Genomic DNA, 23,613 nt, shown 5'->3' with positions numbered 1-23,613 from the left:
GACTCCTGGACCCAGCTGCGCACCTGGCGCCGGCTGGCGTTCATCCGGGCCAGCCGCTCCGAACGCTCCGAACGCTCCGTCCGGTCCGACCCGTCCGCGGCGGACGCCGGATCACCGCGGCCGGCCTGCCCGTCGGGGCACCGAACAGGTACGCGCTGAGCGCCCGCAGGTTGGGATGGTGGAACAGGCTCAACGCCTCCACCGGACGGTCCAGCATGTCGCTCAGCTCGGCGCTCATCTGCAGCAGCGACACGGACGTGAAGCCGGCGTCGAAGAAGTTCGTGGCCGGGTCCAGCACCTGTCCCAGCACCGATTCGGCCAGCTCGCGCAGCCGGGTGTCCAGGGCCGGTTCGGGACCGGCCGGCGCCGGCTCCTGTTCGGGCGCGACGGGTTTGAGGGTGGTGCTCATGTCGAGCCGGTCGACCACGATCACCCGGGCCGGTACGACGCCCGCCGGCAGGGTGGCCACCAGGTGCGCCCGCACCGCCTCCTCGCCGACCGTCGTTCCCGGGGCGCGCTGCGCCCAGATCCGCACGGCCTGCCGGCCCAGGTCGCCGACGACCTGGGCGACCGCGTCGGTGATCCCGGCGCAGCCCCGGGTCACCTCCTCCAGTTCCTCAAGCATCACCCGGTGGCCGTTGAGCAGCACCTGGCGGTCGGTGCGGCCGGCCAGGTGCAGCCGCCCGGCCGCGTCGAGCCGGGCGAGATCACCGGTACGCAGCCAGCGCAGCCCGGACGGGTCGGTGCCGAACCGTCCGGCGGCCGAGCGCGGTACGGAGTCGTCGCCGAGGTAGCCGGCCGCGATGTGCGGCTCGGCGATCCAGAGTTCGCCGAGCTGGCCGACGTCGCAGCGCCGCCCGTCGGCGGTGCGCAGTTCCACCCGCCGGCCCGGCAGCGGCGCCCCGATCGGCACCTGGGCGGTCGGCGGCACCGGCTGGTCCGGGGTGATCCGATGCGCCACCACGATCTGCGGGGTCTCGGTGCAGCCGTACCCGTTGACCACGGTGGCGTCCGGCGCGCAGCCGCGGATCAGCTCGGCGGTGGTCGCCGAGAGCGGGGATCCGCCGCAGACCACGGCCCGCAGCGCGGGCAGCGACCGGGCCTCGGCGCCGAACACCAGCGCCAGCAGGGCCGGTGTCGAGCTGAGCACGGTCACCCGCTCCCGCTCCAGCCAGTCGGCCAGCCGTACCGGGGTGGCGAAGGTCTCCGGCGGCGGGAGGCAGACGGTGGCGCCGGCCCGCAGCGCGAGCCCGATGTCGCGCAGCACCGGGTCGTGCGCCGCGCCGCTGAGCATCGACACCCGGTCGGTGGGCCGCATCCCGATGAGGGCGGCCAGGTCGGCGAGGCCGCCGTCGGCGACGGGGGTGGCCACCCGGACCGCGAGCGGGTCGCCGGTGGTGCCGGAGGTGAACAGCACGTGCGCCGGGCCGCCGGCCGGCCGCCCCGCCGGCTCGGTGGCTCGGGCGGGCCGCCCCGGGCCGGCCGGTTCGATCGGCCGCTCCGCCGCGCCGGTGGGTTCCGCCGGCCCGTCCCCGGTCCACGGGTAGGCCAGGGTCACGCCGCCGACCTCGAACGCCCGCCGCCGGCGCCGCTGCGGCCACTCCGCGTCGATGAGCACCGCGGTCGCGCCCGCGCGCCAGCAGGCCAGCAGGCGGACCACGAAGTCACGGTCGCGCCGGGCCGGCACCGCCACCGCCACGCCGGCCGGCAGCGCCGCGGCGGCCGTGTCCACCAGCGCGTCCAGCGTGCCGTAGTCGAGCGTGCCGAGCCGGTCGGCCAGGGCCACGGCCGTGGGCCGCTGCGCGGCGTACCGCCGCACGGCCTCCACGACGGACTCCGCGCCGGCCGGCTCGTCGCCGGCGGCCGGCTCGACCGCGTCGGCCGACGCGGTTCCGGCAGCCGGCCCGGTCCCGGCGGACGCCGGTGCCGACGCGTCCCCGGCGGCCGGCGCCGCGAGCAGTTCGCCGAGCGGCCGGGCCGGATCGGCGGCGGCCCGGCTCGCGGTGGCGATGATCTGCCGCAGCAGCGCCGCCGTGTCCGCCGGTGCGCACAGGCCACGCGGGCTGACCAGATGCAGGCGGTAGCCGGTCGCCGTGCGCCACAGGTACAGCCCGAGGTCGAACAGCGCCCAGCTCGGCGGCAGGTCGTGTTCCTCCGCGGCCAGGTCACCGAAGGCCGCCGGGGTGACCGCCTGGGTGAGGTCGCTGAACCACAGCCGGATCAGCGGGCTGCGGGTGCTGCGCGGCAGCCGGAGCCGGTCGATCACGTCGTCGAACGCCGGTGAGGCGTGGTCGGCGGCGCCCGCGTACGCGTCGCGCAACTGCCCGTACGCGTGCAGGAAGGCCCGGGTGCGGTCCGGCGCCACCGGCAGCGGCAGGGTGTCCAGGAGGAAGCCGACCAGCCGCTCGTCCTCGGGCCGGCTGATCCGTACGCTCGGCAGGCCGACCACCTCGGCGCCGTCCTGCCCGCTCCACGCGGCCAGCACCGAGCTGGCGGCGGTGAGGAAGAGCAGCGCCGGGGTGAGTCGTCGGGACCGCAGCGCCTCGTCGAGCGCGTCCGACTCGGCGGCCGGCAGGTCGAGGCTGTGCGTGGTGGCCGCGAAGACCTGTTCGTCGCGCTCGCCGGCCGACAGCGGCAGCGGCACGGCCGAGCGGGCGCCGGCCAGCGCGCCGGACCACCAGGCCAGGTCGTCGTTCCAGCGGGGCGTGCCGACAACGGCGGTCTCGTGGGCGAGGTGGGCGAGCAGGCTCGGCGCCGCCTCGGCGAACTGCGGTGCGGCGCCGCCGGCACGGGCGGCGTAGGCGCGGGCCAGCTCCGCCAGCACGATGTCGGTGGTCCGCAGGTCGGAGATGATGTGGTGCATGGCCAGGACGAGGAACGTGCGATCCAGCGCGGGGGCGTAGACCGCGCCGACCCGCCACAGCGGGGCGGTGTCCATCGGGAACGGGCGGTCGGCGACCCGCCGCAGGGCCTCCTCCACCGCCGCGCCGTCCTCGCCGCGGACCACCTCGACCGAGAGCGGCACCGGTGTGCCGGTGCCGAGGACGACCTCGGGCTGGCCGGGCCGCGGTTCGACCACGGCGCAGCGCAGCGCCTCGTGCCGCGCGGCCAGGTCGGCGAGGGCGGCGCGCAGCGCGGCCGGCTGGACCCGGCCGGCCAGCCGCAGCACCCGCACCACGTTGTACGCGGGCGAGTCCGGGTGCAGCCGGTGCCAGGTCCAGATGCGTCGCAGGGTCGGCGCGAGCGGCACCGCGTCCGGCGCGGCGTGCGCGCCGTCCCCGGCCGGGGACCCGGCCGCCGGGGACCCGGCCGCCGCGGACCCGCCGGCCGGGGCCGCACCCGCCGCGGACCCGTCGGCCGCGAGGCCGCCGGCCGCAGGTACGCCGGCCGCGGATTCCGCGCGGGCGGCCAGCCGGTCGGTGACCGCCTGGGCGAGTTCGATCAGGGTCGGGTCGTCCCGCAGGATCACCGACATCGGCAGGTCGACGGCGAGGTCGGCGCGGATCCGGGCGATCAGCCGGGCGGCGGCCAGCGAGTGCCCGCCGGAGGAGAGGAACCCCTGGTCACGCTCGACCGGTCCGTCGAGCCCGACCACGTCGGCCCAGATCGCCTCGATCCGCGCGGCGATGTCGACCCCGCCGGCCGTGTCCTGCGTCGTCACGCCGCACCTCCCGGCCCGTCGGTCGCCGTCTGGGTGCGGGCCAGTTCGCCCAGCGCGGCGCGGTCGACCTTGCCGTTGGAGGTCAGCGGCAGTTCGTCGAGTTGGCTGAGCCGGGCCGGCACCATGTACTCGGGAAGCCGGTCGACCAGGGCGGTCCGGACCAGCTCCACCGGCGCCCCGGGCGGCCGGCAGGTGTAGAACGCGGCAAGCGAGCGGGCGCCGGCGGCGTCCACGGTGACCACCACGGCCTCCCGTACCCCCTCGACCGCGGCGATGACCGACTCGATCTCCCCGAGTTCGACCCGGAATCCCCGGATCTTCACCTGGTGGTCGACCCGGCCGAGGAACTGCAGTTCGCCGTCGGGCCGCCAGAGGCCGCGGTCGCCGCAGGCGTACATCCGCTCGCCGGGGACGAACGGGTCCGGGACGTACCGCTGGGCGGTCAGCACCGGGTCGCCGTGGTAGCCCACCGCCAGCACCGTCCCGGCCGCGTACAGGTCGCCGGGCTCGCCGATCGGCACGGGTTGCCGCCGCTCGTCCAGCACGTAGTACCGGGCGTTCCACATCGGACGGCCGTACGGGATGCTCGGCCAGGCCGGGTCGACCGCGCCGATCCGGAAGTACGTGGACCAGACCGTCGTCTCGGTCGCGCCGCCGTAGTTGATGATCTCCACGTTCGGGAAGATCGTCCTGATCTCGTCCGGCACGGACAGCGCGATCCAGTCCCCGGCGAGGAACATCAGCCGCATCGAGCGCCGCCCGGGGCCGTCCGCGGTGGACGTGGACAGGAACGGCAGCACCCAGGCGAACAGCGGCGGGGCGGAGTTCCAGAACGTGATCGGCTCGGAGATCAGGATGTCCGCCACCCGGGCCGGCTCGGTCAGCTCCTCGTCGCTGGCCAGCCGGATCGACCCGCCCGCGGCCAGCAGGCCGAAGATGTCGTAGATGGACAGGTCGAAGCAGAACGAGGTGACCTGGAGCAGCCGGTCGGCCGGCCCCACGCCGAACTCCGCGGTGACCCACTCCAGCATGTTCACCAGCGCCGTGTTGGACACCGTGACACCCTTGGGCCGCCCGGTCGAGCCCGAGGTGAAGATGACGTACGCGATGTCGCCGGGACGACCGCGCGGCGACAGGTGCCCGGCGCGGCGCTGGACGTCCCGACGGGTCCAGACCCGCAGCCCGGCCGAGCCGGTCGTAGCCGGGCCGGTCGTGTCCGGGCCGGTCGTGTCCGGGCCGGCGGTGGTCGCCGCCGGGGCTTCCGCCCGCCGCAACACCACGTCGTACCGGTTGGCCAGTTCCGCGGGCAGCCCCGGCACGCCCTCCCGCGGCCGGACCTCGATCGACGACCAGGTGCCCGCATCGAGCGTGGCGAAGAACTCGGCCGGCAGCGTGAGCAGCCCGGGCGCCGGGGCGGCGCCCGGCGGGACGACGTCGGCGACCACGACCGCGCCACCGGGCCGGACGACCCCGGCCAGCCGGTCGAGGGTGGCGCGCAGGTACCGGACGCCGGGGAAGTGCGTCACGGTGCCGGCGAGCACGGCCACGTCGTACGAGCCGGGCAGCAGTTCGGCCACCTCGTCGGCGAACCCGCGTACCAGGTCGGCGAAGATCCCCTCGTCCTTGGCCCAGGCCACGCCGGCCCGCACCGCCTGTTCGGCCGGGTCCAGGCCGGCGTAGAGGTCCACCTGCGGCGCGACCCGGCGCAGCACCGCGCCGGAACCGAAGCCGATCTCCAGGACGGTCGAGGGCTGCTCGGCCAGCACCAGCCCGGCCACGTGCGCCGCGTACGCGTCGAGGTCGGCCCCGGTGTGCCGGTGGCCGCCGGGCAGTGTCAGGCCGGCGGCCGCGACCGGGTCGGCCGCGGCCACCGCGGCGTCCCACCGCCGGGCCACCCGCTCGCGGTCGGGCAGCAGCGGCGGGGTGTCCGCGTCGACGTCGAGGGCGACCAGGTCGGTGAGCCCCGGCGCCACCGGCGGCCAGGTGTCCACCCGGGCCAGGTCCGCGATGCCGCCGACCAGGCAGCGCGCCCCGGTGCTGGACAGCACGTAGCCGAGCCGGTTCGGCGGCCAGTCGGGGTGGCACGGCACGAACGTGGCGCCGCTGAGCGCGACCGCCACCAGCGCCACGACGGTGTCCGGCCGGTGCCGGCCGACGACCCCGACGTAGTCGCCCGGCCCCACACCCCGCTCGTGCAGCAGCCGCGCCAGGCGTCCGGCGGCGGCCACCAGTTCGCCGTACGTGTAGACCGGGCCGCCGGCGTCCAGGACGGCCGGCGCGTCCGGCGCCCGGCGCGCGGCCTCCAGGATGAGCTGGGCGGGCACGATGTCGTCCCGGTACGGGTGGTCGGTCGCGTTCCATTCGCCCGGCGGGTACTCGACGGTCTGGCTCATGGCGCCGCCCTCCTCACGCGATCGACATGCTCGGTTGGTCGCCGCCGCTCGGGTCGGGTTGCACCAGGTGCTCCAGCGCGTCCCGGACCGCGGCGCCGAACTCCCGCTCGTTCTCGTGCACGGCGAGGTGGCCGCCGTCCACCCGCAGCTGCCGCGGCGGGTCGGCGAACAGGGCGTCCCAGCCCCGCAGCGAGGGCTCCGGCACCACCCAGTCGCCGCGCATGCCGAGCACGCAGGCCGGCACCGGCAGCGGCCGGCGGCGCGGCCGGAACGGGAACGTCTCCACCATCTCCAGATCGGCCTGCAACGGTCCCGAGAAGGACTCGGCCAGCTCGGCCAGCTCCAGCATCTCCTGGGCGGCGAGTCCCATGTCGACGGCGGCGCGCAGGAACGCCTGCCCCGCCGGCCAGTGCGCCACCGGCGGGTGCCCGACACCGGTCTGCGGGGACCGCGAGCCGCAGACGACCACGCCCTCCGGCGGGGTTCCGGCCGCGCTCAGCCGGGCCGCCAGCTCGTACGAGAACGACCCGCCGAGGCTGTAGCCGAGCAGCAGCAGCCGCCGGGTCGGCAGCGACGGCAGGGTACGCACCAGTTCGTCGACGACCTCGTCGACGTCGCGCAGGCACGGCTCCCCCATCCGCCGCCCGTGTCCGGGCAGGTCGACCAGGGCCAGCCCGCAGCCGGTCGGCAGGTGTCCGCGGACGACCTGCAGGGCGCGCCCGGAGCCGCCGGCGTACGGGATCGCCAGCACCAGCGGGCCGTCGGTCGGCGGGGTGAGCACGGTGATCCCGACCGGTGCCGCCCGGCCGGTACCGGCGGTGCGGCGCGGCACGGCGGCGGCCAGCGGAACCAGGTCGGTCGCCGGCGTGCCGGTCGGGTGGCCGGGCAGCGGTACGCGGTGCCGCAGCGGCTGCTGCCCGATCGCCTCCCAGAGGATCGGGTGACCCCGGGTCCAGAGCCGCGCGGCCGTGCCCAGCAGCGCGGCCAGCGGCCCGGGCCGCAGCTCGACGGCGTCCCCGGCGAGACCGGTGGCGGGTTCCGCCGGCCCGGCGGTCGCAAACCCGGCGGCGGAGCCGGCCGGCTCGGCCGCGGAGCCGGGACCGGTTGGCCCGGCGGCGGCCGGCGCGCCGAGTTGGTCCGCCCAGAACGCCGGGTCCTCGACCTCGGCGGCGGTCACCGGCACGCCCGTGTCGGCCCGGTACAGCCGCAGCGCCGGCGGCTTCGCGGGGACCTCGGCGAAGGCGCGCCGCAGGACGTCGGACCGGTCCGCGCCGGTCACGGACACGGCGGCGCGCACCAGCGTCGCGGCGTCGGCCGGGGTGAACACGTCGGCCAGCGCGGCGGCCGCCAGCACGCCGAGACCGTCGCCGCGGACCGCCGCCGCTCGGACACCGGCCTGCTGCCAGAGCTGGGCGAGCGCCATCTCGACCGCGAACAGCAGGGCCGGGTCGTCCCAGCCACCGCTGCCGGCGGACCAGCGCCGCCGTACCGGCAGGTCGGGGTGGTCGAGCAGGTCGAGCCAGTGGTCGAGGGCGGCGGCGAAGCCCGGCACGGCCCGGTGCAGGTCACGGGCCAGGTCCACCGGGTCGGCGGCCGGGTCGACGGCGCCCGTGGCGGCCGGATCGACGGCGCTGGCGGCCGCCGGGTCGACGGCGGCCGGGGCGGCCGGGGCGGCCGGGGCGGCCGGAGCCGGGGCGGCCGGAGCCGGGGCGGCCGGAGCCGGGGCGGCGAAGCGGCCCGGGAAGACCAGGGTGACCGGGTCGGGCGTCCCGGGCCCGCCCGGGCCGGGCAGGATCACCCGGGAGCCGTCGGCGGCGCTGAGCGCCGCCGCGGCGTCGAGGGCACCGACGCACACCGCGGCGGCCCGCACCGGGTACACCGCCCGGCCGTGCTGGAGCGTGGCGACGCTGTCGGCGTACACCTCCTCGCCGCGCCAGACGAAGTGCCGGGCGAGCCGGCCGCGCAGGTCCCGCTCGGCCTCCGGATCGCGCGCCGACCAGAGCACCACGCGCGGCTCGTCGGCGTGCATGGCGTACGCCTGCGGCGGCGCCTCGGCCAGCACGGCGTGCGCGTCCGGCGCGCCGACCGCGCCGTAGCGCGGTCGTCCCGCGGCGCGCGGCCAGGGTGCCACCCGGTCCTGCGGGCAGAACGGCGGCCGGACCGTGCCGGCGCTGGCGGGCAGTTGTTCCCGCTCCAGGGCCAGGCAGAGCTTCATGACCCGCAGGAGCCCGGCCACCGGGCCGGAGCCGGCCCCGTCGAGCGAGCCGAGCGCGCAGCCCGCGCCCGGGTACGCCGCGGCCAGCCCCGCCAGTTCGTCGGGAGTGCCCTCCGCCTCCAGGTACGCGACGTCGCCGGGCTGCACGCCGGCCCGGCTCAGCGCCAGCCGGGCCACCTCCGCCTCCGGACCGTCCGCCGCCGGACCGTCCGCCGCCGGACCGTTCTCCGCCGGACCGTTCTCCGCTGGACCGTCCGCCGTCGCCGGACCGTCACCGGCGACGGTGGCGACCCCGCGCAGCACCGCCCAGATGTGGTCGCGGTCCTCGATCGCGTCGCGGAGCCGCTTGATGAGGATCGCGGCGGCGGACCCGCCGGCCGGGTCCGCGGCGCCGACCACGACCAGGTCGCGCCGGCCGCTGCGCAACGCCAGCCCGGCGCGCCGGAGCGCCACGAACGCGTCCGGGTCGTCGGCCCGCACCACGCCACCCGGCCCGGCCGGTTCCAGCCGGTACGCGAAGGCGGTCGTTGCGGTGTCGTCCGGGACGATCGGCGGCAGCCCACCGAGCAGCGCCGCGGGGTCGTACCCGGCGTTCTCGACCGCCAGGCGCGCGGTCGAGCCGCCGAGATCGGCCGGTACGGTGATGCCGGGTTCCGGCGGCGCCAACGGGCGACCGCGTACCAGATTGAGCCAGAACTCCTCGACGTCGTCCGCGTCGACCAACCGGGCCGCCAACCCGACGACCGCGACGGCGTCGTCGTCCGAGTCCCGCACGGCTATCTCCCCTGGCCGACCACCGCCCGCCACCCGGGCCCTGCCATCGTCCCGGACGCTATCGGCGGCCACAAAAGGTGTCGTGTCGCCGGAACCGGCGACCCGGTCCGACCGCCGGCCGGCGTCCCAGGACACGGGCCCTAGCAGCGCACCCCGGGCCGAGTGTCCAGGCCGGGGTCCCCTAAAGGGGGACCTGTCCCGCCTGCCAGGACTGCTAGCGTCGGGTCATTCGAGACGATCAACTTCGGGTGGCACCCGAGCTGGGCATACGGCCTGCTCAGGGAGCCACCCCGGTGGAGCGTGCTCGTTGCGCAACGGCGTGTACGGGGCAGATTTCGGCGCGACCGTTCGGTGACAGGACTCCGTAGGACCCGGTTGGGACCCCGACGCAGAGGAACACCTGTGATTCGTGCCGACCTCCTCATCACCTCACCGATCTTTCTCCTCGGACTGGTCCACATCCTGACCGGCGCGGGCATCAAGGTGGTCGCGACGAGGAACTCGGCCGCCGAGGAGGCGTCCTGGCTGGCCGACGTGGCACTTGTCGACGTCGACGCGTTGCCGTCCACACAGGACCGGTCGTACCTGGCCCGGCTCGCCCGCTGCACCCCCGTGCTGGCCCTGTTCGACGAGCGGACCGCCTGCGGCAACGACTACCTGCGGGCCGGCGCCACCGGCGTGATCAGTAAACGCGAGCCCGGGGACCGGCTCGTCCGGGCGGTGCACGCGGTGGTGGCCGGCCGCACCCCCGGCGGGGAGTGCCCACCGGCGGAGCGGACCGTTGCCGGCTGCCAGCTCTCCGAGCGCGAGGTGCAGGTGCTCGGGCAGATATCCCGCGGCCTGACACACGGCCAGATCGCCAACCGGCTGGGCATCAGCCCACACACGGTCGACACCTACGTGAAGCGCATCCGCGCCAAGCTCGGCGCCGGCAACAAGGCCGAACTCACCCGGGCCGCCCTGCTCGGACGCCTGATCGCGCCGCCGCCGGACAACCCGCCGGAAAGCGGCGACGACCCGATGGAACCAGCGGCCTGACCCCGGAACGGGACCCATGACAACTCACCCGGACACAACGCCGGAGACCGCCGATCCCGAACCCGGCAACACCCCCGCGGCCGGCGATCCCACGGCCGGCGATCCCACGGCCGGGGATCCCACGGCCGGGGATCCCACGGCCGGGGGTCCTCCGCCCGGCGCGATCCCGGAGCGCACCGATCCCGTACCCGCGGGCGACGTCGCCGCCCCCGCGCCGCGCCGGCAGCGCGTCGCGGCGTTCGCCGTCCTGCTCCTGGTCCTGCTCTCCGGCCTGGCCGCCACGGTGTCGCTGCGGCCCCCGTCCGCCCGGCCGGCCACCGCGCCGCAGACGGAGTTCTCGGCCGAGCGCGCCGTGTCGCTGCTCGGCGGGATCGCCACCGTCCCGCACCCGGCCGGCTCGGCCGCCGCCGGCGACGTACGGGAATTCCTCCTCGACCAGTTGCGCGGACTCGGCCTGCAACCCGAGGTCCAGCAGCGGGTCGCGACCCGGGCGCCGGACGGCGGCCGGCCCAACGTCGGCACGGTCTCCAACATCCACGCCCGGATCGCCGGTACCCAACCCACCGGCCGGGTGCTGCTGGTGGCGCACTACGACTCCGTACCCACCGGACCCGGCGCCTCCGACGACGGCGCCAACGTCGCGGCCGTGCTGGAGGTCGCGCGGGCGATCCTCGCCGGTCCGCGGCCGCGCAACGACGTGGACGTGCTGTTCACCGACGCCGAGGAGGCCGGGCTGCTCGGCGCGCAGGGGTTCGTCGACTCCGGCGCGGCCGGCGACCCGGCCCGGGTCGTCGTGATCAACCTGGAGGCCCGCGGCGTGTCCGGGCCGGCGGCGATGTTCCAGATGGCCGGCACCGGGCTGGCCCCGGCGGTACGCGCCGCCGACGCGGTCACCACCTCATTCGCCGCCGCGGTCTACGACGTGCTGCCCAACGACACCGACCTGTCGGCCTTCCGCGGGGGCGGCATGCGGGGCCTCAACTTCGCGTTCTTCGACGGGGCGGCGCACTACCACACCCCGCACGACGACATCGCGCACGTGAGCCGGGCCAGCGTGCAGCACATCGGGAACTCCGCCCTCGCCGCCGCCCGCTACCTCGGCGGGGCCGACCTCGCGGTCCAGGGGCCGGACGCGACGTACTTCTCCCTGTTCGGGACCGTCCTGACCTACCCCACGTGGCTGGTGCTGCCGCTGGCCGGCCTCGCCCTGGTCGGCTACGTGCTGCTGCTGTGGGCCGGCCGGCGGCGCGGGCTGCGACCGCGGGGAGTCGGAAGGGCCGCCGCGATCTTCGGCCTGACGATCCCGGCCGTCGGTCTGATCGGCATCGGCGGCTGGTGGATCCTGACCCTGATCCGGCCCGAGTTCGGCCTCGGATTCGGCGCGGTCTACCGACCCGGCCCGTACGCGGTCGCCGAAACCCTGCTGCTGCTCGCCGCGCTGGTCGTCGGGCTCCGCTGGGTCCGCCGCCGGGCCAGCGCGCAGGAGGTCGTGGCCGGCCTGCTCGGCTGGTTCGTGGCCCTCGCCGTGCTGACGGCGGTGCTGCTGCCCGGCGGGGCGTACCTGTTCACCTGGCCGGCGCTGGTCGGGGTGGCCGCGCTCGCCGCCGCGCTGCGGTACACCGACCCCGGCTCGCCGTGGCGGGCGGTCGCGGGCTGCGCCGCCGCCGTACCCGGCGCGGCGCTCGTGCTGCCGATCGCGCTGCTCCTGCTGCCCGCGCTGAGTCTGGCGCTGAGCCCGGTGCCGCTGCTGCTGGCGGCTCTGCTCGTGGCCGCCGTCGCCCCCGCGCTGGAACCGCTCCCCCGGCCCCGGACGCTGACCGCCGGCACGCTCGCCCTGGTGGTCGTCGCCGCGGCCACCGCCGCCGTCGGCGCGGCCCGGGACGGCTACGACGCCACCCGGCCCCGACCGGTGAGTCTCGGCTACCTGCTGGAGGCCGACACCGGTACGGCCACCTGGGTCAGCCTCGGCGGTACGGAACAGCCGCAGGTCGGTCCCCTGCTGACCGGCGACCCGGTCCGGCTCGACGACCGGGCACCGGCGCTGGGCGGCGGCACCATGAGCAGCGGTCCGGCCCCGGTCGCCGCCGGTCTGGCCGGACCGCGCGTCGAGGCCACCGCCGCGGACCAGCAGGGCGACGTGCGTACCGTCCGCTTCCGCCTGGTGCTGCCGGCCGGCACGTACCTCGCCGACGTGTACGCCGACACCAGCGCGCACGGCATCCTCGACGCCGACGTCGACGGCGTGCCGATCGACGGCGGGCAGAACATTGCCGGCACCACCTCCGCGGCCTGGCACTGGGGATTCCGGTACGTGGCACCCCCCGCCGAAGGCGTCGAGGTGACCGTGCGGACGACCGGCCCGGGTCCGGTGCCGTTCCGCGTGGTGACGACCGCGCCCGGCCTGCCGGCCGACGCCGGCGCACCGGCCCTCGACCCGAAGGTGAGCTGGAATCTCTGGCCCCTCATGCCGGCGCAGACCTTCGTGGTCCGCACCTTCCCCCTCTGACCCGGTCCCGGTCCACGCCAGTCCGGATCGCCCGCCCCGGTGGGCCACCCGACCCCCGGCCTGCGGGTCTGGCCAGGCACGATACAGCGACCGGGCCCACCATCCCTTGTCGTAACCGGGATGGTGGGCCCGCGGTTTAACCGTCGTGCGTCAGAGACTCAGCAGAGATGCGACGAACTGCAGCACATGACCTGGTTCGAACGTAATCAAAGAAATACTCTCCGTGACGGACGTCACCCACTTCACCCACTCCAGGAAAATACCTTCGCCGGGCACGGCCAACTTCCCCACGGAGCGCCAAGAACCAGTGGCAATCAGGTCCGCGAGGACCGCCGCTATGAAGATCATCACGGGAGAATACAGCGCACCAAGGGGGCGGAAACCCCGAGGGTGGCCGTTTCACGATATGAGATTCAACATCCTCAATCGACCATACAATCAGATGAAATCGGATTATTTAGACAGAAATCATTAATGGCCGATATAGCTTATAGCGGAAAGTCCGTCTGAACTGCGGGAAAGCATTCATCCACGAACCTTCGCGTTACGCTGACCACGAGACCGCGGACGAGCGTCTATTTCTGAATCGGTCTCGGTTGCTCGATTGGGCTACGGATCCCGGGATGGCCAACCAAGAGCGGGAGGGACGATTTCGCAACAAGCACGGAGCCACGGCGGAGGAGAACGCCGAGACATGGACGTCGGGCGAGCAGCGCTGCCAGCCCCCGCCACAGGCCGGTGACCGACCCTGGCGAAAGGCACTGCACATTGGAACCTGACAGCTCCCGCCCCACGTCAGACCCGCCACCAACCTCGGTGAACCAGCTCCCCGGCACGGTGATCGGTCCGAGTGTGCAGGCCGGAACCATTCACGGTGGAATATATATAAATCATCCCGCAAAGAATCCCATCCTCGTACCTCGCCAACTTCCTGCTCCCTTGGCCAATTTCACCGGTCGGACGGTCGAAATGGCCGGACTGAACCAGATTGTGAACCAGGGAGCGAACGTCATTCTGCTGTGCGGTCCGGGCGGTGTTGGCAAATCCGCGCTGGCCAGGCAATGGGCGCACTCCGCACGGTCCCGGTTCGCGGACGGACAGATCCACGCCGATCTCCGTGGCTTCAGCGGGGCAGATCCGCTGGACCCTGGTGCGGCGCTGACAGCCTTCCTGCAGGCGTTGGGAACACCACCGCAGCGGATCCCCGCGGACCTGCGCGAGCAGGTCGCCCTCTACCGGACGGTCACCGCCACCCGGTCGATATTCCTTCTCCTCGATGATGCCTTGTCTGCTGCGCAGGTCAGGCCGCTGGTGCCCGCATCCAGTTCGGCGGTGGTCGTCGTGACCAGTCGCCGTCGGCTGACCGGCCTGATACCCGACGGCGCCCGCCTGCTCGACGTGGGCCCATTGCCCGGCCCGGCCGGTGTGGAGCTGCTGGGCCGGGCGGTTGGCCGGGAACGGATCGCCGTGGAATCCGGAGAGGCTCAGGAACTGGTACGGATCTGTGGTGGGTTGCCGCTGGCGCTGGTGGTGGCCGCGGCCCGACTGGCCGCCCGACCACGGTTGACGGTGCGCCGGGTGGTGTCCGAGCTTGCCGACGAGACGGAACGGCTGTCTCGGCTCTCCGCTACCGAAGGGCTTTCCATGAGAGCGATGATCGAGGTCTCCTATGCGGCGTTGACCCCGGCGGCCGCCATGCTGTACCGGCGGCTGGCCCTGCACCCGGGAACGGAGTTCTGTGCCGACCTGGTCGCAACGGTGGCCGCGACGGACCCGGGTGATCCGGCCCCTGTGGACGGCCTGATAGACGAACTGCTGGAGGCCAGCCTGTTGGAGGAAACCGTCGCCGACAGGTTCCGGTTGCACGATCTGCTCCGACTCTACGGCCGCGAGATGTCCGAGCGACACGACTCGGAAGACGACCGCCGAGCGGTGTCGCGGGCGATCCTGGAGTTCTATCTCGCCGCGGCGCGCCGCGCGGACCTCGCGGTGACCCCCTATCGACGCCGGCTCCCCTACGCCTACCAGGGTCGACCCGCCGATACGCCGGCGTTCAGTGGCCGCGCCGACGCCCTCGCCTGGTTGCAGCGGGAGCGGGAGAACCTGATGGACGCCGGCCGGGCCGCGGTCAAGCTCGGGCTCCACGAGCTTGCCTGGCAACTCAGCGACGTGACGTGGCCCTTGTGGCTCTACACCAAGGATTACGCGCGCAGGCTCGAGGTCGACCAGCGAGGGGTGCAGGCTGCTCGCGCCTGGGGCAACCGGCAGGCCGAGGCGGACATGCTCAAGCGCCTGTCCAGAGTCCAGAGCCGGGTCGGCAACCACCAGGCGGCCGAGCGGTACGGCCTCGCGGCGGTCGAGCGACATCGGGAGATCGGCGATGTGCAGGGCACCGTCGACGCCGAGGAGGGACTGGCGACCCTGTACGCCGACACCGGTCGGGAGCAGCAGGCGGCGGAGGCGTTCGACCGGGTCCTCACCGCGCGAAGGTCGCTTCCCGACCTGCGCAGCCTCGGGTTGACCTGTCTCAACCTCGGGATGCTGCTGACCCGGATGGGACGACCCGCCGACGCGCTGCCGCTACTGGCAGAGGCAACGGACGTCTTCGCCGGCCTGACGGAGACCGATCCGTACAACGGTGCACGGGTACTTCTCGGCGTCGCCGACGCACAGCTCGGTCTCGGTGACCTCGACGCAGCCGACGACGCGGCAACGGAGGCAGCCGGCCGGATGGCTCAGCTCGGATCGGCGAACGAGCAGGCCGAGGCGCTGGATCTGCTCGGCCGCATCGCCGAGCGGCGAGGGAACGACGACATCGCGCGACGGTGCTACCGCGAGGCGGTCGCCATATTCGAATCGATCGGCTCCCCTCGTCTCGCCGCCGTGCGTCGCCGCCTCGAGGACGTCCGCGGGTCCATCGACGAGCAGTAGACCGAGCGCCACCGCACGGCCGCGGTGCAGCGTGCCGGCCACCCATCGCCGGTGGGCGTCCCGGGCGAGAGCGGCCAGCGGCCGGAACCGTGGACGCGCCGCCACCGTGACGACCGGGCCGAGGTGGCACCGCAGGCCGTCGCGGGTGCCGATCACGACCCTTCCCCCGGGTCCTTCCACCGCGGCGAGCGACAGACCCGGGTACGCCCAGAACAACCGCTCGCAGGCGCCGGACGGGTCGCCGTCGGTGCCGGTGAGCGCGATGTCGGCCAGTCTTGCCAGCCGGGGTGCCGGGACGGACGGCATGATCGCGACGATGACCGGCTCGGCGGAAGGCGTCACCGCGCACCGCCGGAGGGCAGGAACGGCACGGGTACCGGATCGGCCTGCCGATGTCGCCCGGGTTCGACGAGGCCGAGGAGGCGGTACATGACGCGTCGCAGCAGCGTCCCGGCCCTGCCCGGCTGAGCGGTAAGCGCGGCCATCACCGCCTGCTGGTCGAGTCGGCCGGGCGAGGCCAGTTGGGGCAGCAGCGGTTCGCCCGGATCGAGGCGGGGGGCGCCGACGGTGACGAGGTGTTGTGGCGTACCGGCGGCGGGCATCATCCGCAGGTCCGGCAGCAGCCGGATCGGACGACCGATGGCCGCGGCGTAGGCGGTGACCGAGCCATGGTCGCCGATGATGTGATCGGCCGCCACGACGACTCCGCGCCAGTCCTCGGTGGGTTCGGGCAGCAGCAGCCCCGCCCTGCGGCAGTCCCCGAGCCACGCCCTGATCTGGCGGTGTCCGTGCGCGTCCCACACCGCGGGGTGCAGCAGCGCGGCGATCCGGAACCGGCCGGCCGGAAGCTGGTTCATCAGCAGGGGCAGGAGATCGGGCCGGTGTCCGAACAGACCGTCCCGCCCCCACGTGGACGAAATCACGACCAGTTCCTGATGATCGTCGACCCCGAGGGCACGCCGATACTCCCGGCGCAGCGGAACGCTCGCGACGAGCCGGTCCGCGCAGGGATCGCCCACGACGAATGCGACAGGCAGCGCCTCCGGGCATTGCCGGCGCAGCACCGCAAGCTCCTGTTCGTGGGAGAGCGCGAGAACGGCCGGAAGCACCCGGCCGCTGTGGGTCAGCCGCTGGGGATCGAGACCGTAGACCGCCGGGTCCTTCAGGCTCGGACCACCGTGGGATCGGGGCCGCACCCGCTTGCCGTGGCCCGCGCCGTGAGCCATCACGAGCAAGGGCGTGTGCAACTGGTGCAGCCCCCCGTAGGAAGCGGCGACGCCGAGGTCGAAGCGCTCCCGGACGGCCTGGTGCCACGGTAGGACGAGTGCGCCGAGCCGCTCCAGGTGCCGCGTCACCTGGTGGTTGAAGACGTCCGGTGGCACGGTGAAGACCACCTGCACCCGGGGATCGCCCTCGACGAGGTCGATCACGTCAAGCACCCGGTGGCAGCTGGCGATCGTGTGCGCAACCGCAAGCACTGTCCGGCAGCCGGTCCGTGTGATCCAATGTTTGGCGTCGATCCCGATCGGTGCGCTCAACCACTCCGCAGAACTCATTTCGTCCTCCCTGGCCCAGGTCTGAGAGCACAGGGTCGGAGGACAACTTGCGGATCAACTTGCCAGTCACCTTGCAGTGGCCATGCACACCACTGGGTCATGGAATGTCCGATTTCGGACTCTGGGCAGGAGGCTTGGACCGTTCAGCACCGTGGCACAGAATCCTATTAGGGTGATCGATCGGATCAGCGGGGATGAGGCCGATGGAATTCACGATTCTGGGCCCTACGGAACTTCGGATCAAAGGGCGTTCCATCCCGCTCGGGGCAGCGAAGCAGCGCGGCCTGCTTGCCGTCCTTCTCTATCACGCCGGCGATCCGGTACGGGTCGAGGCGATCGTGGAACTTCTATGGCCGAATCGTGATGCCGAGGCATGCCGGACGCTGCTGTACACGCTGGCCAGTCGACTGCGTGCCGCCCTGCGCGCCGCCGGCGTGCTGGACGCGCTGGAGCGGGTCCCGGGCACCGGCGCCTACCGCCTCGACGTCGAGCCGGCCATGGTCGATTACCACCGCTTCCGGCGACTGACGGCCCAGGCGCGGTACGCCGCCTCCCGCAACCAGCATGATCACTGCGTGGCCCTCCTCACCACGGCGCTGGAGTTGTGGCGGAATGACCCGCTGCCCGAACTCCGGGGCGCACGCGGAGAACACCTTCGGCGGGACATGCGGGAACAGTTGCTCGCCGCGGAAAAACTGCTCGCCGGAAGCGACCTGGCCAGCGGCCGCTACGATCGGGTGTTGGCGCGCCTGGAACCGTTGATCGCGGATAATCAGTTCGACGAGGTCCTGGCAAGATTGCAGGTGGCCGCGCTGCACGGGGTGGGGCGAATTCACGATGCCCGTGAATTCGTCGTCGCCTTCAGCCGGCGGTATCGACGCAAGATGCGGACGGATCCCGATCTGGAGATGACAAAAGCGCCCGCCCGGTTGCCGGTGGCCTCCCACGGGTCTTCCGCCTCCATTGCCGAGACAATCCCGGTGCCGCGACAGCTACCTCATGACGTACCCGACTTCACCGGACACGACGGGTTGTTGTCCGAGATGGACAGGCTTGCCACGGACAGCGGCACCGGAAACGTGATCGCGTTGACCGGGATGCCCGGAGTCGGAAAGACGGCCTTTGCCACCCGGTGGGGCCATGCCCGCAGCGGCTGGTTCCCCGAGGGGGAGTTGTACCTGAACGCCGAGGCACACAGCCGGGTACCCCCGGTGCAACCGGACGACGCCCTGCGACGCTTCCTCGTCGGCCTCGGCGTGGCCGCGGACCGCATCCCCGACGACGCCACCCAGCGCCGGGAGTTGTACCACCGGCTCCTGGACGGCCGGCGGGTGCTGGTCGTCCTCGACAACATTCTCGACTCCGACCAGGCGCGACAGCTCATCCCCCGATCCGCCACGACGCTCACGATCGTCATCAGTCGCAATCGCCTCAGCGGACTCAGCGTGCGGCACGGCGTCCGCAGCCTGACCATCACCCCACTGCCGCAGCCCGACCGCACGAGCCTCCTGGCGCGGATCGTCGGGTCCGAACGCGCCGAGGCCCGGCCCGCGGCACTGCACACGCTGGGACGCCTCTCCGGTGGGCTGCCCATCGCGCTGCGCATCATCGGCGAGCACCTGGCGTCCCAACCCAACGCCGCGCTCGATGACCTGGCCGACGAACTGGGCGACCGGCTGTTCGACATCGACGGGGACGACAGCGACGAATTCACCCTGCGAACGGTCTTCGCCTGGTCTGTCGACTCGCTCGCCCCGCTCCCGGCCCGACTCTTCTGGAGCCTGGGCCTCTTCCCCGGGACCACCATCGGCGTCGAGGCGGCGGCCGCGTTGCTCGACAGCGAACTTGTCGCGGCCGAGCAGGCGCTGGACCGACTCGCCCGAGCCCACCTCATCAACCACGAGTCGAGGGGCCGGTACCGCATCCACGATCTGCTCCACCGGTACGCCACCGACCGCGACCGCACCGACGGACCGTCCGCGGTGCGGCGGGCGGCGCTCAACCGACTGTTCGACTGGTATGTGCTGACGGCCACCAACGCGGTCCGATGGCTGGAGCCGCAGCGGCCGGCCGTACCGGATCTTCCCGAGCCCGTCTCCGTGCGGCCGATGGAGTTCCGCGAAGACGCGGCGGCGCTGCGGTGGTGCGAGGCCGAACGCGCCAACCTGGCCAGCGTGGTGCGGGCCGCCGCGCGGGAGGGCTTCTTCCGGCACGCCTGGCAGATCGTCAACGAGTTGCACGAGGTGTACGACCGGTCCGGTCCGCAGAACGAGCTGCGGGACATGCTGCAGGTGGCGCTCGACGCCGCGGTCGCGGACGGGCATCTCCTCGGCCAGGCCGGCACCCTGGCCAACCTTGGTGCCGTCTCGTTTGCCGGGCACGACTACGAGCGGGCCGATGACATCTTCACCCGGGCGCTGAGCCTGGCGAAGCAGGGTGGCTTCGCCGACATCCAGCTCATCTGCCTGCACAACCTCGCCTCCGTCCATCTCCGCACCGGACGGATACCGGCAGCCGTCGAGGTCTTCCGCCAGGTTCTGCATGCCTGTCGCGAGGCCGGCAACCTGAACGGCGAGGCGTCCACCCTCACCCACCTGGGCGACGCCCACCGGCAGCTACGACAGTTCGACGACGCTCGCCGCCTCTATCGGGAGGCACTCGCCGTCTCGGAGCGGAGCGGATCCCTGCGCGGGCGCAGTCTCAATCACGTACGGCTGGCCGAGGTGAGCGCTCTGACCGAGCGGCCCGAAGCCGCCCTTGCCCAGACCCAGGTCCCGCTGGATCTGCACGGCCGGGTCAACGACGACGTCATCCGCTGCGACGCGCTGATCATCAGGAGCGAGGCATGGCTTCGCCTGGGCCGGCACCGGGATGCGCTGGCCGACGCGACCGTGGCCCGGGCGCTCGGCGAGGAACTGGCTGATCCGCTGCGTCAGGCGCGGGCCCTCGCCGTCCTCGTGGCAGCCCTGCTGGCCAGCGGCGACCGTCCCGCCGCGCAGGCCCGGGGCCGCGAGGCGCTGGACGTGCTCGACCACGCCGGCCAACGCGACCAGGCCACGCTACGGAGCCGGCTGCTGACCATCCTGGCCGCGGACGGTGACGCGCGGGACGGGCCGCCGGACATACCGGAAGCACCGGCGGACGCGGGCGCATGACGCCTCCCGGGGGGGTAGCCGGCGGTGGGGTGGGTTGCGAGAATGCACGGGTGGACAGCGAGGTGCAGGCCAGGACGGCACAGATGTCCAGGCAGGACAGCGGTCGCCGGGCGGCGGTGGCTGCGGTGGCGAGATATGCGCCCGCGGCGACCGCCGGACACACGATCGTGCTGGTGGAGGGTGCCAGCGACCAGGCGGCGCTGACGGCGCTGGCCGACCGGGACGGCCGGCGGCTGGCCGCGGAGGACGTCTTCGTCGTGCCGATGGGCGGCGCGTCCAGCATCGGGCACTTCCTCGACGCGCTGGGGCCGAACGGCCTGGGCATGCGGCTGGCCGGGCTGTGTGACGCCGCGGAGGAGCCGGACTTCCGGCGCGGTCTGGAGCGGGCCGGTCTGAGCGTGCCCCCCGGCCGGGAGGCCCTGGAGCGGGCCGGGTTCTTCGTCTGCGTCGAGGACCTGGAGGACGAGCTGATCCGCTCGCTCGGCGCGGACCGCACCATGGAACTGGTCGCCGAGCAGGGTGAGATGGGACCGTTCCGGACCTTCGCGCAGCAGCCGTTCCACCGTGGCCGCAGCCGGGAGCAGCAGTTGCACCGCTTCATGGGTACCCGCAGCGGCCGGAAGATCCACTACGGTCGGATGCTGGTCGAGGCGCTCGACGACGCGCGGATCCCCGATCCGCTGGCCCGGCTGTTGGCCTACGTCTGACCGGCCGCCGGAGGCCGCCGCCGGAAGCTTTCGCCGGAAGCATCCGGTGCAGCCTCGGGCGCGTCGGGCGTGTCGGGCGGAGGCCATCGACCAGGGTTGCGACCCGTTCGACCGGCCGGTATGATCATCAACGCGATTCGATTTATGTCCGCATTACGGCGACATTGCGGGGCTTTGCGATAGATTCGCGACCCACACCGTCGACCCGTGATGCTCACGGCGTCTTTCTTGGTTCGTCCAGGGCATCCTGGTCCACCCCCAACCAGAGGGAGCAGTCGGGTACGTGCGGTGGAGCGACGTGTACGTCAATGCCAGCGCAATGGTGTTGGGACACATCGAGGAGACGGCTGTCGCCGTGGCCGAGGGCCGGTATGACGCCGGTTTCCGGGAGGCCCACGGCTACCTGTCGGTGAGCGTGATCCAGGATGAGCGAAGCGTCCTCGACCTGGCCGTGGACGCCGGTCGGGCCGCGCTGTCCCGGGCCGGTGTGCCCGCCGACACCGTCCGGCTCGTCGTGCACGTGAGCTGCGAGACGCACGGGCCGGACGACTTCCCGCCGGCGTCGTACGTGCAGGGCCGCACGGTGGGCACCAGCGCCCTGGCGGTGGAGGTGCGGCAGGCGTGCAACGGGACGCTGGCCGCGCTGGAGCTGGGCGCGGCGTACCTGTCCGCGGGGCCGACCCCGGCGTCCGCGCTGATCACCACGAGCGACCGGGACCAGGCCGACACCGACCGCTACCGGGCCGGCCAGGGCGAGCTGGCCGGCGACGGGGCGACCGCGGTGGTGCTGTCCCGCGGCGCGGGCGTGGCCCGGCTGCTGTCCACGGCGGTACTCGGTGACGGCCGGTTCCTCGGCGTCGGCGCCGCCGATCCGGCCGACCATCCCAGCCGCGCGGCCTTCCTGGCCGAGCAGCGGCGCCGGCTGCGCCCGATGCTGGAGTCGATGTCCGCGCACGAGCGGGGCAGCGTCGAGACCGCGCTGGCCGATGCCGGGCTGGCCAGCGCCGACGTCGACCGCTGGGTGTTCGCCAACGTCGGGCAGTTCCTGGTGGACCGGGAGTTTCGCAAGAGGTTCGGTATCGCCGACTCGATGACCACCTGGGACTGGGGCCGGACGGTCGGGCACCTCGGTGCCGGAAATCAGCTCGCCGGTCTCACGCACCTGTTGGAGACCGGTGCGGTATGCGCCGGCGACCGCGTCGCACTGTGCGGCAACGGGGTCGGCTTCAGCTACGGCTGCGCAATTGTCGAGATCAGCACCGAACCCGACTGGACCGGCGCCGCGGACGGCGGCCCGGACGGCACCGGGGTCGGCAGCGGAGCGTCGCGGTGAGATGCGGCGGGGAGGATCAGCCATGACCGACGATCGGCTTTCCGGGGACCGCCGGTGAAGGGCCTGGAACCGTTCGCCATCCGCGCCTTCCGGCTGCTGTGGGTGGGCCAGACGGTCTCCGCGCTGGGTACCGCGATCACCCGGATCGCGCTGGTCTTCGCCATCCTGGATCTCGGCGGCGGGGCCGTGGAGATCGGCTACGTGACCGCCATCCAGACGGTCGCCACGATGGTCTTCACCCTGGTGGGTGGGGTGTGGGCGGACCGGCTGCGGCGCAACTACGTGATGCTCGGCTCCGACGTGGTGCGGGCGGTGGTCCAGGGTGTGCTCGCGGCGCTGCTGCTCAGCGGACACGCGCAGATCTGGATGCTGGCCGTGGGCGCGGCGGTCTTCGGCGCGGCGACCGCGTTCTTCGACCCGGCCTCCGGCGGCCTGCTGCCGGAGACCCTGCCGGCGGAGCAACTGCAGAGCGGCCACGCGCTGATCAACTTCGCCAACACGTTCTTCTCGGTCGGCGGTCCGGCCGTCTCCGGTCTGCTGATCGCCGCGTTCAGTCCCGGGCTGGTCTTCGGCCTCGACGCGGCGACGTTCGTGGTGAGCGCGATCTCGCTGGCCCTGCTGCGGCTGGCCCCCGGGCCCTGCCCAAGGCGGAGCCGTTCTGGAAGGACCTGCGTACCGGCTGGCGTGAGGTGACGATCCGCCCCTGGTACTGGACCTCGCTGATCGCGCACTCGCTGTGGAACGCGGCCATGGCGGCGTACTTCGTGCTCGGTCCGGTCATCGCGGCCAGCCAGCTCGGCGGCGCGTCCGTCTGGGGTGTCCTGTCCGCCTGCTGGGCGGCCGGCGGCTTCGTGGGCGGCATCATCTCGCTGCGGCTCAAGCCCAAGCGACCGCTGGTGGCGGCGAACCTCGCGCTGGTGGTGACCATCGCGCCGATGCTGGCCATCGCGCCGCCGCTGCACACCTGGGTGATCGGGGTGGCCGCGTTCGCCAGCGGGATCGGGCTGTTCTTCCTGCAGAGCGTGTGGGGCGCCACCATGGGTCAGCTGATCCCGAACGAGATCCGGTCCCGGGTGGAGTCGTACGACTGGATGATCTCGCTGGTCGCGATGCCCGCCGGGTTCGCCATCGTCGGCCCGCTGGCCGCGCGCGTCGGCAACGCGAGCACCCTGATCGGCGCCGCCGCGCTGATCGCCATCCCGTGCGCCCTCACCGTGCTGATCCCCGGCGTACGGGCGATCCGCCGCACCGCCGACGGCACGGTGGTCGGTCCGCCGGTGCCCGAGCCGCCCGTGCCGGGCCTGGCGACCTCGGCCGGTACGCCGGGCGCGAGATAGCGGAGGC

Annotated in this window: 11 protein-coding genes and 1 pseudogene; 7 read left to right on the top strand and 5 right to left on the bottom strand. The window is 73.6% G+C overall.

Annotated elements, in window-relative coordinates:
• Positions 1-40 precede the first annotated feature (40 nt).
• Genes CIK06_RS08960 through CIK06_RS32115 form a run of 3 tightly spaced genes read right to left on the bottom strand, consistent with a single transcriptional unit; the run spans position 41 to position 9,043 of the window.
• Positions 41-3,661 carry an AMP-binding protein gene (locus tag CIK06_RS08960; RefSeq protein WP_095564440.1) on the bottom strand — a complete coding sequence of 1,207 codons (3,621 nt, stop codon included), beginning with the start codon at positions 3,659-3,661 and terminating at the stop codon, positions 41-43.
• A complete protein-coding gene (locus CIK06_RS08955; RefSeq protein ID WP_095564439.1) occupies positions 3,658-6,054 on the bottom strand; it encodes an AMP-binding protein in 2,397 nt (798 codons plus the stop codon). The genes CIK06_RS08960 and CIK06_RS08955 overlap by 4 nt, the downstream gene beginning before the upstream one ends.
• Positions 6,055-6,067: 13 nt before the next feature.
• On the bottom strand, positions 6,068-9,043 hold the full coding sequence (locus CIK06_RS32115; RefSeq protein WP_095564438.1) for a thioesterase domain-containing protein: 2,976 nt from the start codon (positions 9,041-9,043) through the stop codon (positions 6,068-6,070).
• Positions 9,044-9,445: 402 nt separating this feature from the next.
• Here CIK06_RS32115 and CIK06_RS08945 point away from each other — a divergent pair, with 402 nt between their 5' ends.
• Both CIK06_RS08945 and CIK06_RS08940 read left to right on the top strand, forming a co-directional pair.
• On the top strand, positions 9,446-10,081 hold the full coding sequence (locus CIK06_RS08945; protein WP_095564437.1) for a response regulator transcription factor: 636 nt from the start codon (positions 9,446-9,448) through the stop codon (positions 10,079-10,081).
• Between the two features lie 16 nt (positions 10,082-10,097).
• Positions 10,098-12,587 (top strand): M20/M25/M40 family metallo-hydrolase, encoded by a 2,490-nt coding sequence (locus CIK06_RS08940; protein ID WP_095564436.1) that lies wholly within the window; start codon positions 10,098-10,100, stop codon positions 12,585-12,587.
• A gap of 150 nt (positions 12,588-12,737) precedes the next feature.
• Here CIK06_RS08940 and CIK06_RS08935 read toward each other — a convergent pair whose 3' ends face one another.
• On the bottom strand, positions 12,738-12,935 hold the full coding sequence (locus tag CIK06_RS08935) for a hypothetical protein (protein ID WP_157756673.1): 198 nt from the start codon (positions 12,933-12,935) through the stop codon (positions 12,738-12,740).
• Positions 12,936-13,526: 591 nt separating this feature from the next.
• Here CIK06_RS08935 and CIK06_RS08930 point away from each other — a divergent pair.
• Positions 13,527-15,518, top strand: coding sequence for a tetratricopeptide repeat protein (locus tag CIK06_RS08930; RefSeq protein WP_198348150.1), 1,992 nt, complete (start codon positions 13,527-13,529; stop codon positions 15,516-15,518).
• 338 nt (positions 15,519-15,856) lie between these two features.
• On the opposite strand, the gene CIK06_RS08925 is transcribed toward CIK06_RS08930, so the two are convergent.
• Entirely contained in the window at positions 15,857-16,957 is a 1,101-nt protein-coding gene (locus tag CIK06_RS08925) for a hypothetical protein (protein ID WP_157756671.1), read from the bottom strand.
• Positions 16,958-17,277: 320 nt separating this feature from the next.
• Here CIK06_RS08925 and CIK06_RS08920 point away from each other — a divergent pair, with 320 nt between their 5' ends.
• The 4 genes and pseudogenes from CIK06_RS08920 to CIK06_RS29250 form a co-directional block, all read left to right on the top strand.
• Positions 17,278-20,229, top strand: a complete 2,952-nt coding sequence (locus tag CIK06_RS08920; protein ID WP_198348149.1) for a tetratricopeptide repeat protein — start codon at positions 17,278-17,280, stop codon at positions 20,227-20,229.
• Positions 20,230-20,279: 50 nt separating this feature from the next.
• A complete protein-coding gene (locus tag CIK06_RS08915) occupies positions 20,280-20,936 on the top strand; it encodes a TOPRIM nucleotidyl transferase/hydrolase domain-containing protein (protein ID WP_232534092.1) in 657 nt (218 codons plus the stop codon).
• Positions 20,937-21,219: 283 nt separating this feature from the next.
• Positions 21,220-22,269 carry a ketoacyl-ACP synthase III family protein gene (locus tag CIK06_RS08910; protein ID WP_157756670.1) on the top strand — a complete coding sequence of 350 codons (1,050 nt, stop codon included), beginning with the start codon at positions 21,220-21,222 and terminating at the stop codon, positions 22,267-22,269.
• A 98-nt stretch (positions 22,270-22,367) separates the two neighbouring features.
• A pseudogene (locus tag CIK06_RS29250) lies at positions 22,368-23,606 on the top strand (MFS transporter); the annotation flags it as partial.
• Positions 23,607-23,613 lie beyond the last annotated feature (7 nt).

It is taken from the genome of Plantactinospora sp. KBS50 (assembly GCF_002285795.1).
Lineage (GTDB): Bacteria > Actinomycetota > Actinomycetes > Mycobacteriales > Micromonosporaceae > KBS50.
Note: the sequence above shows the minus strand (reverse complement) of the source record. Positions and strands in the feature narration are given on the sequence as shown.

What these genes read in the sequence shown, in the direction of transcription:
- CIK06_RS08935 (WP_157756673.1), bottom strand. Translation starts at nt 12,935, where the DNA reads ATGATCTTCATAGCGGCGGTCCTCGCGGACCTGATTGCCACTGGTTCT.
- CIK06_RS08940 (WP_095564436.1), top strand. Translation starts at nt 10,098, where the DNA reads ATGACAACTCACCCGGACACAACGCCGGAGACCGCCGATCCCGAACCC.
- CIK06_RS08920 (WP_198348149.1), top strand. Translation starts at nt 17,278, where the DNA reads ATGGAATTCACGATTCTGGGCCCTACGGAACTTCGGATCAAAGGGCGT.
- CIK06_RS08955 (WP_095564439.1), bottom strand. Translation starts at nt 6,054, where the DNA reads ATGAGCCAGACCGTCGAGTACCCGCCGGGCGAATGGAACGCGACCGAC.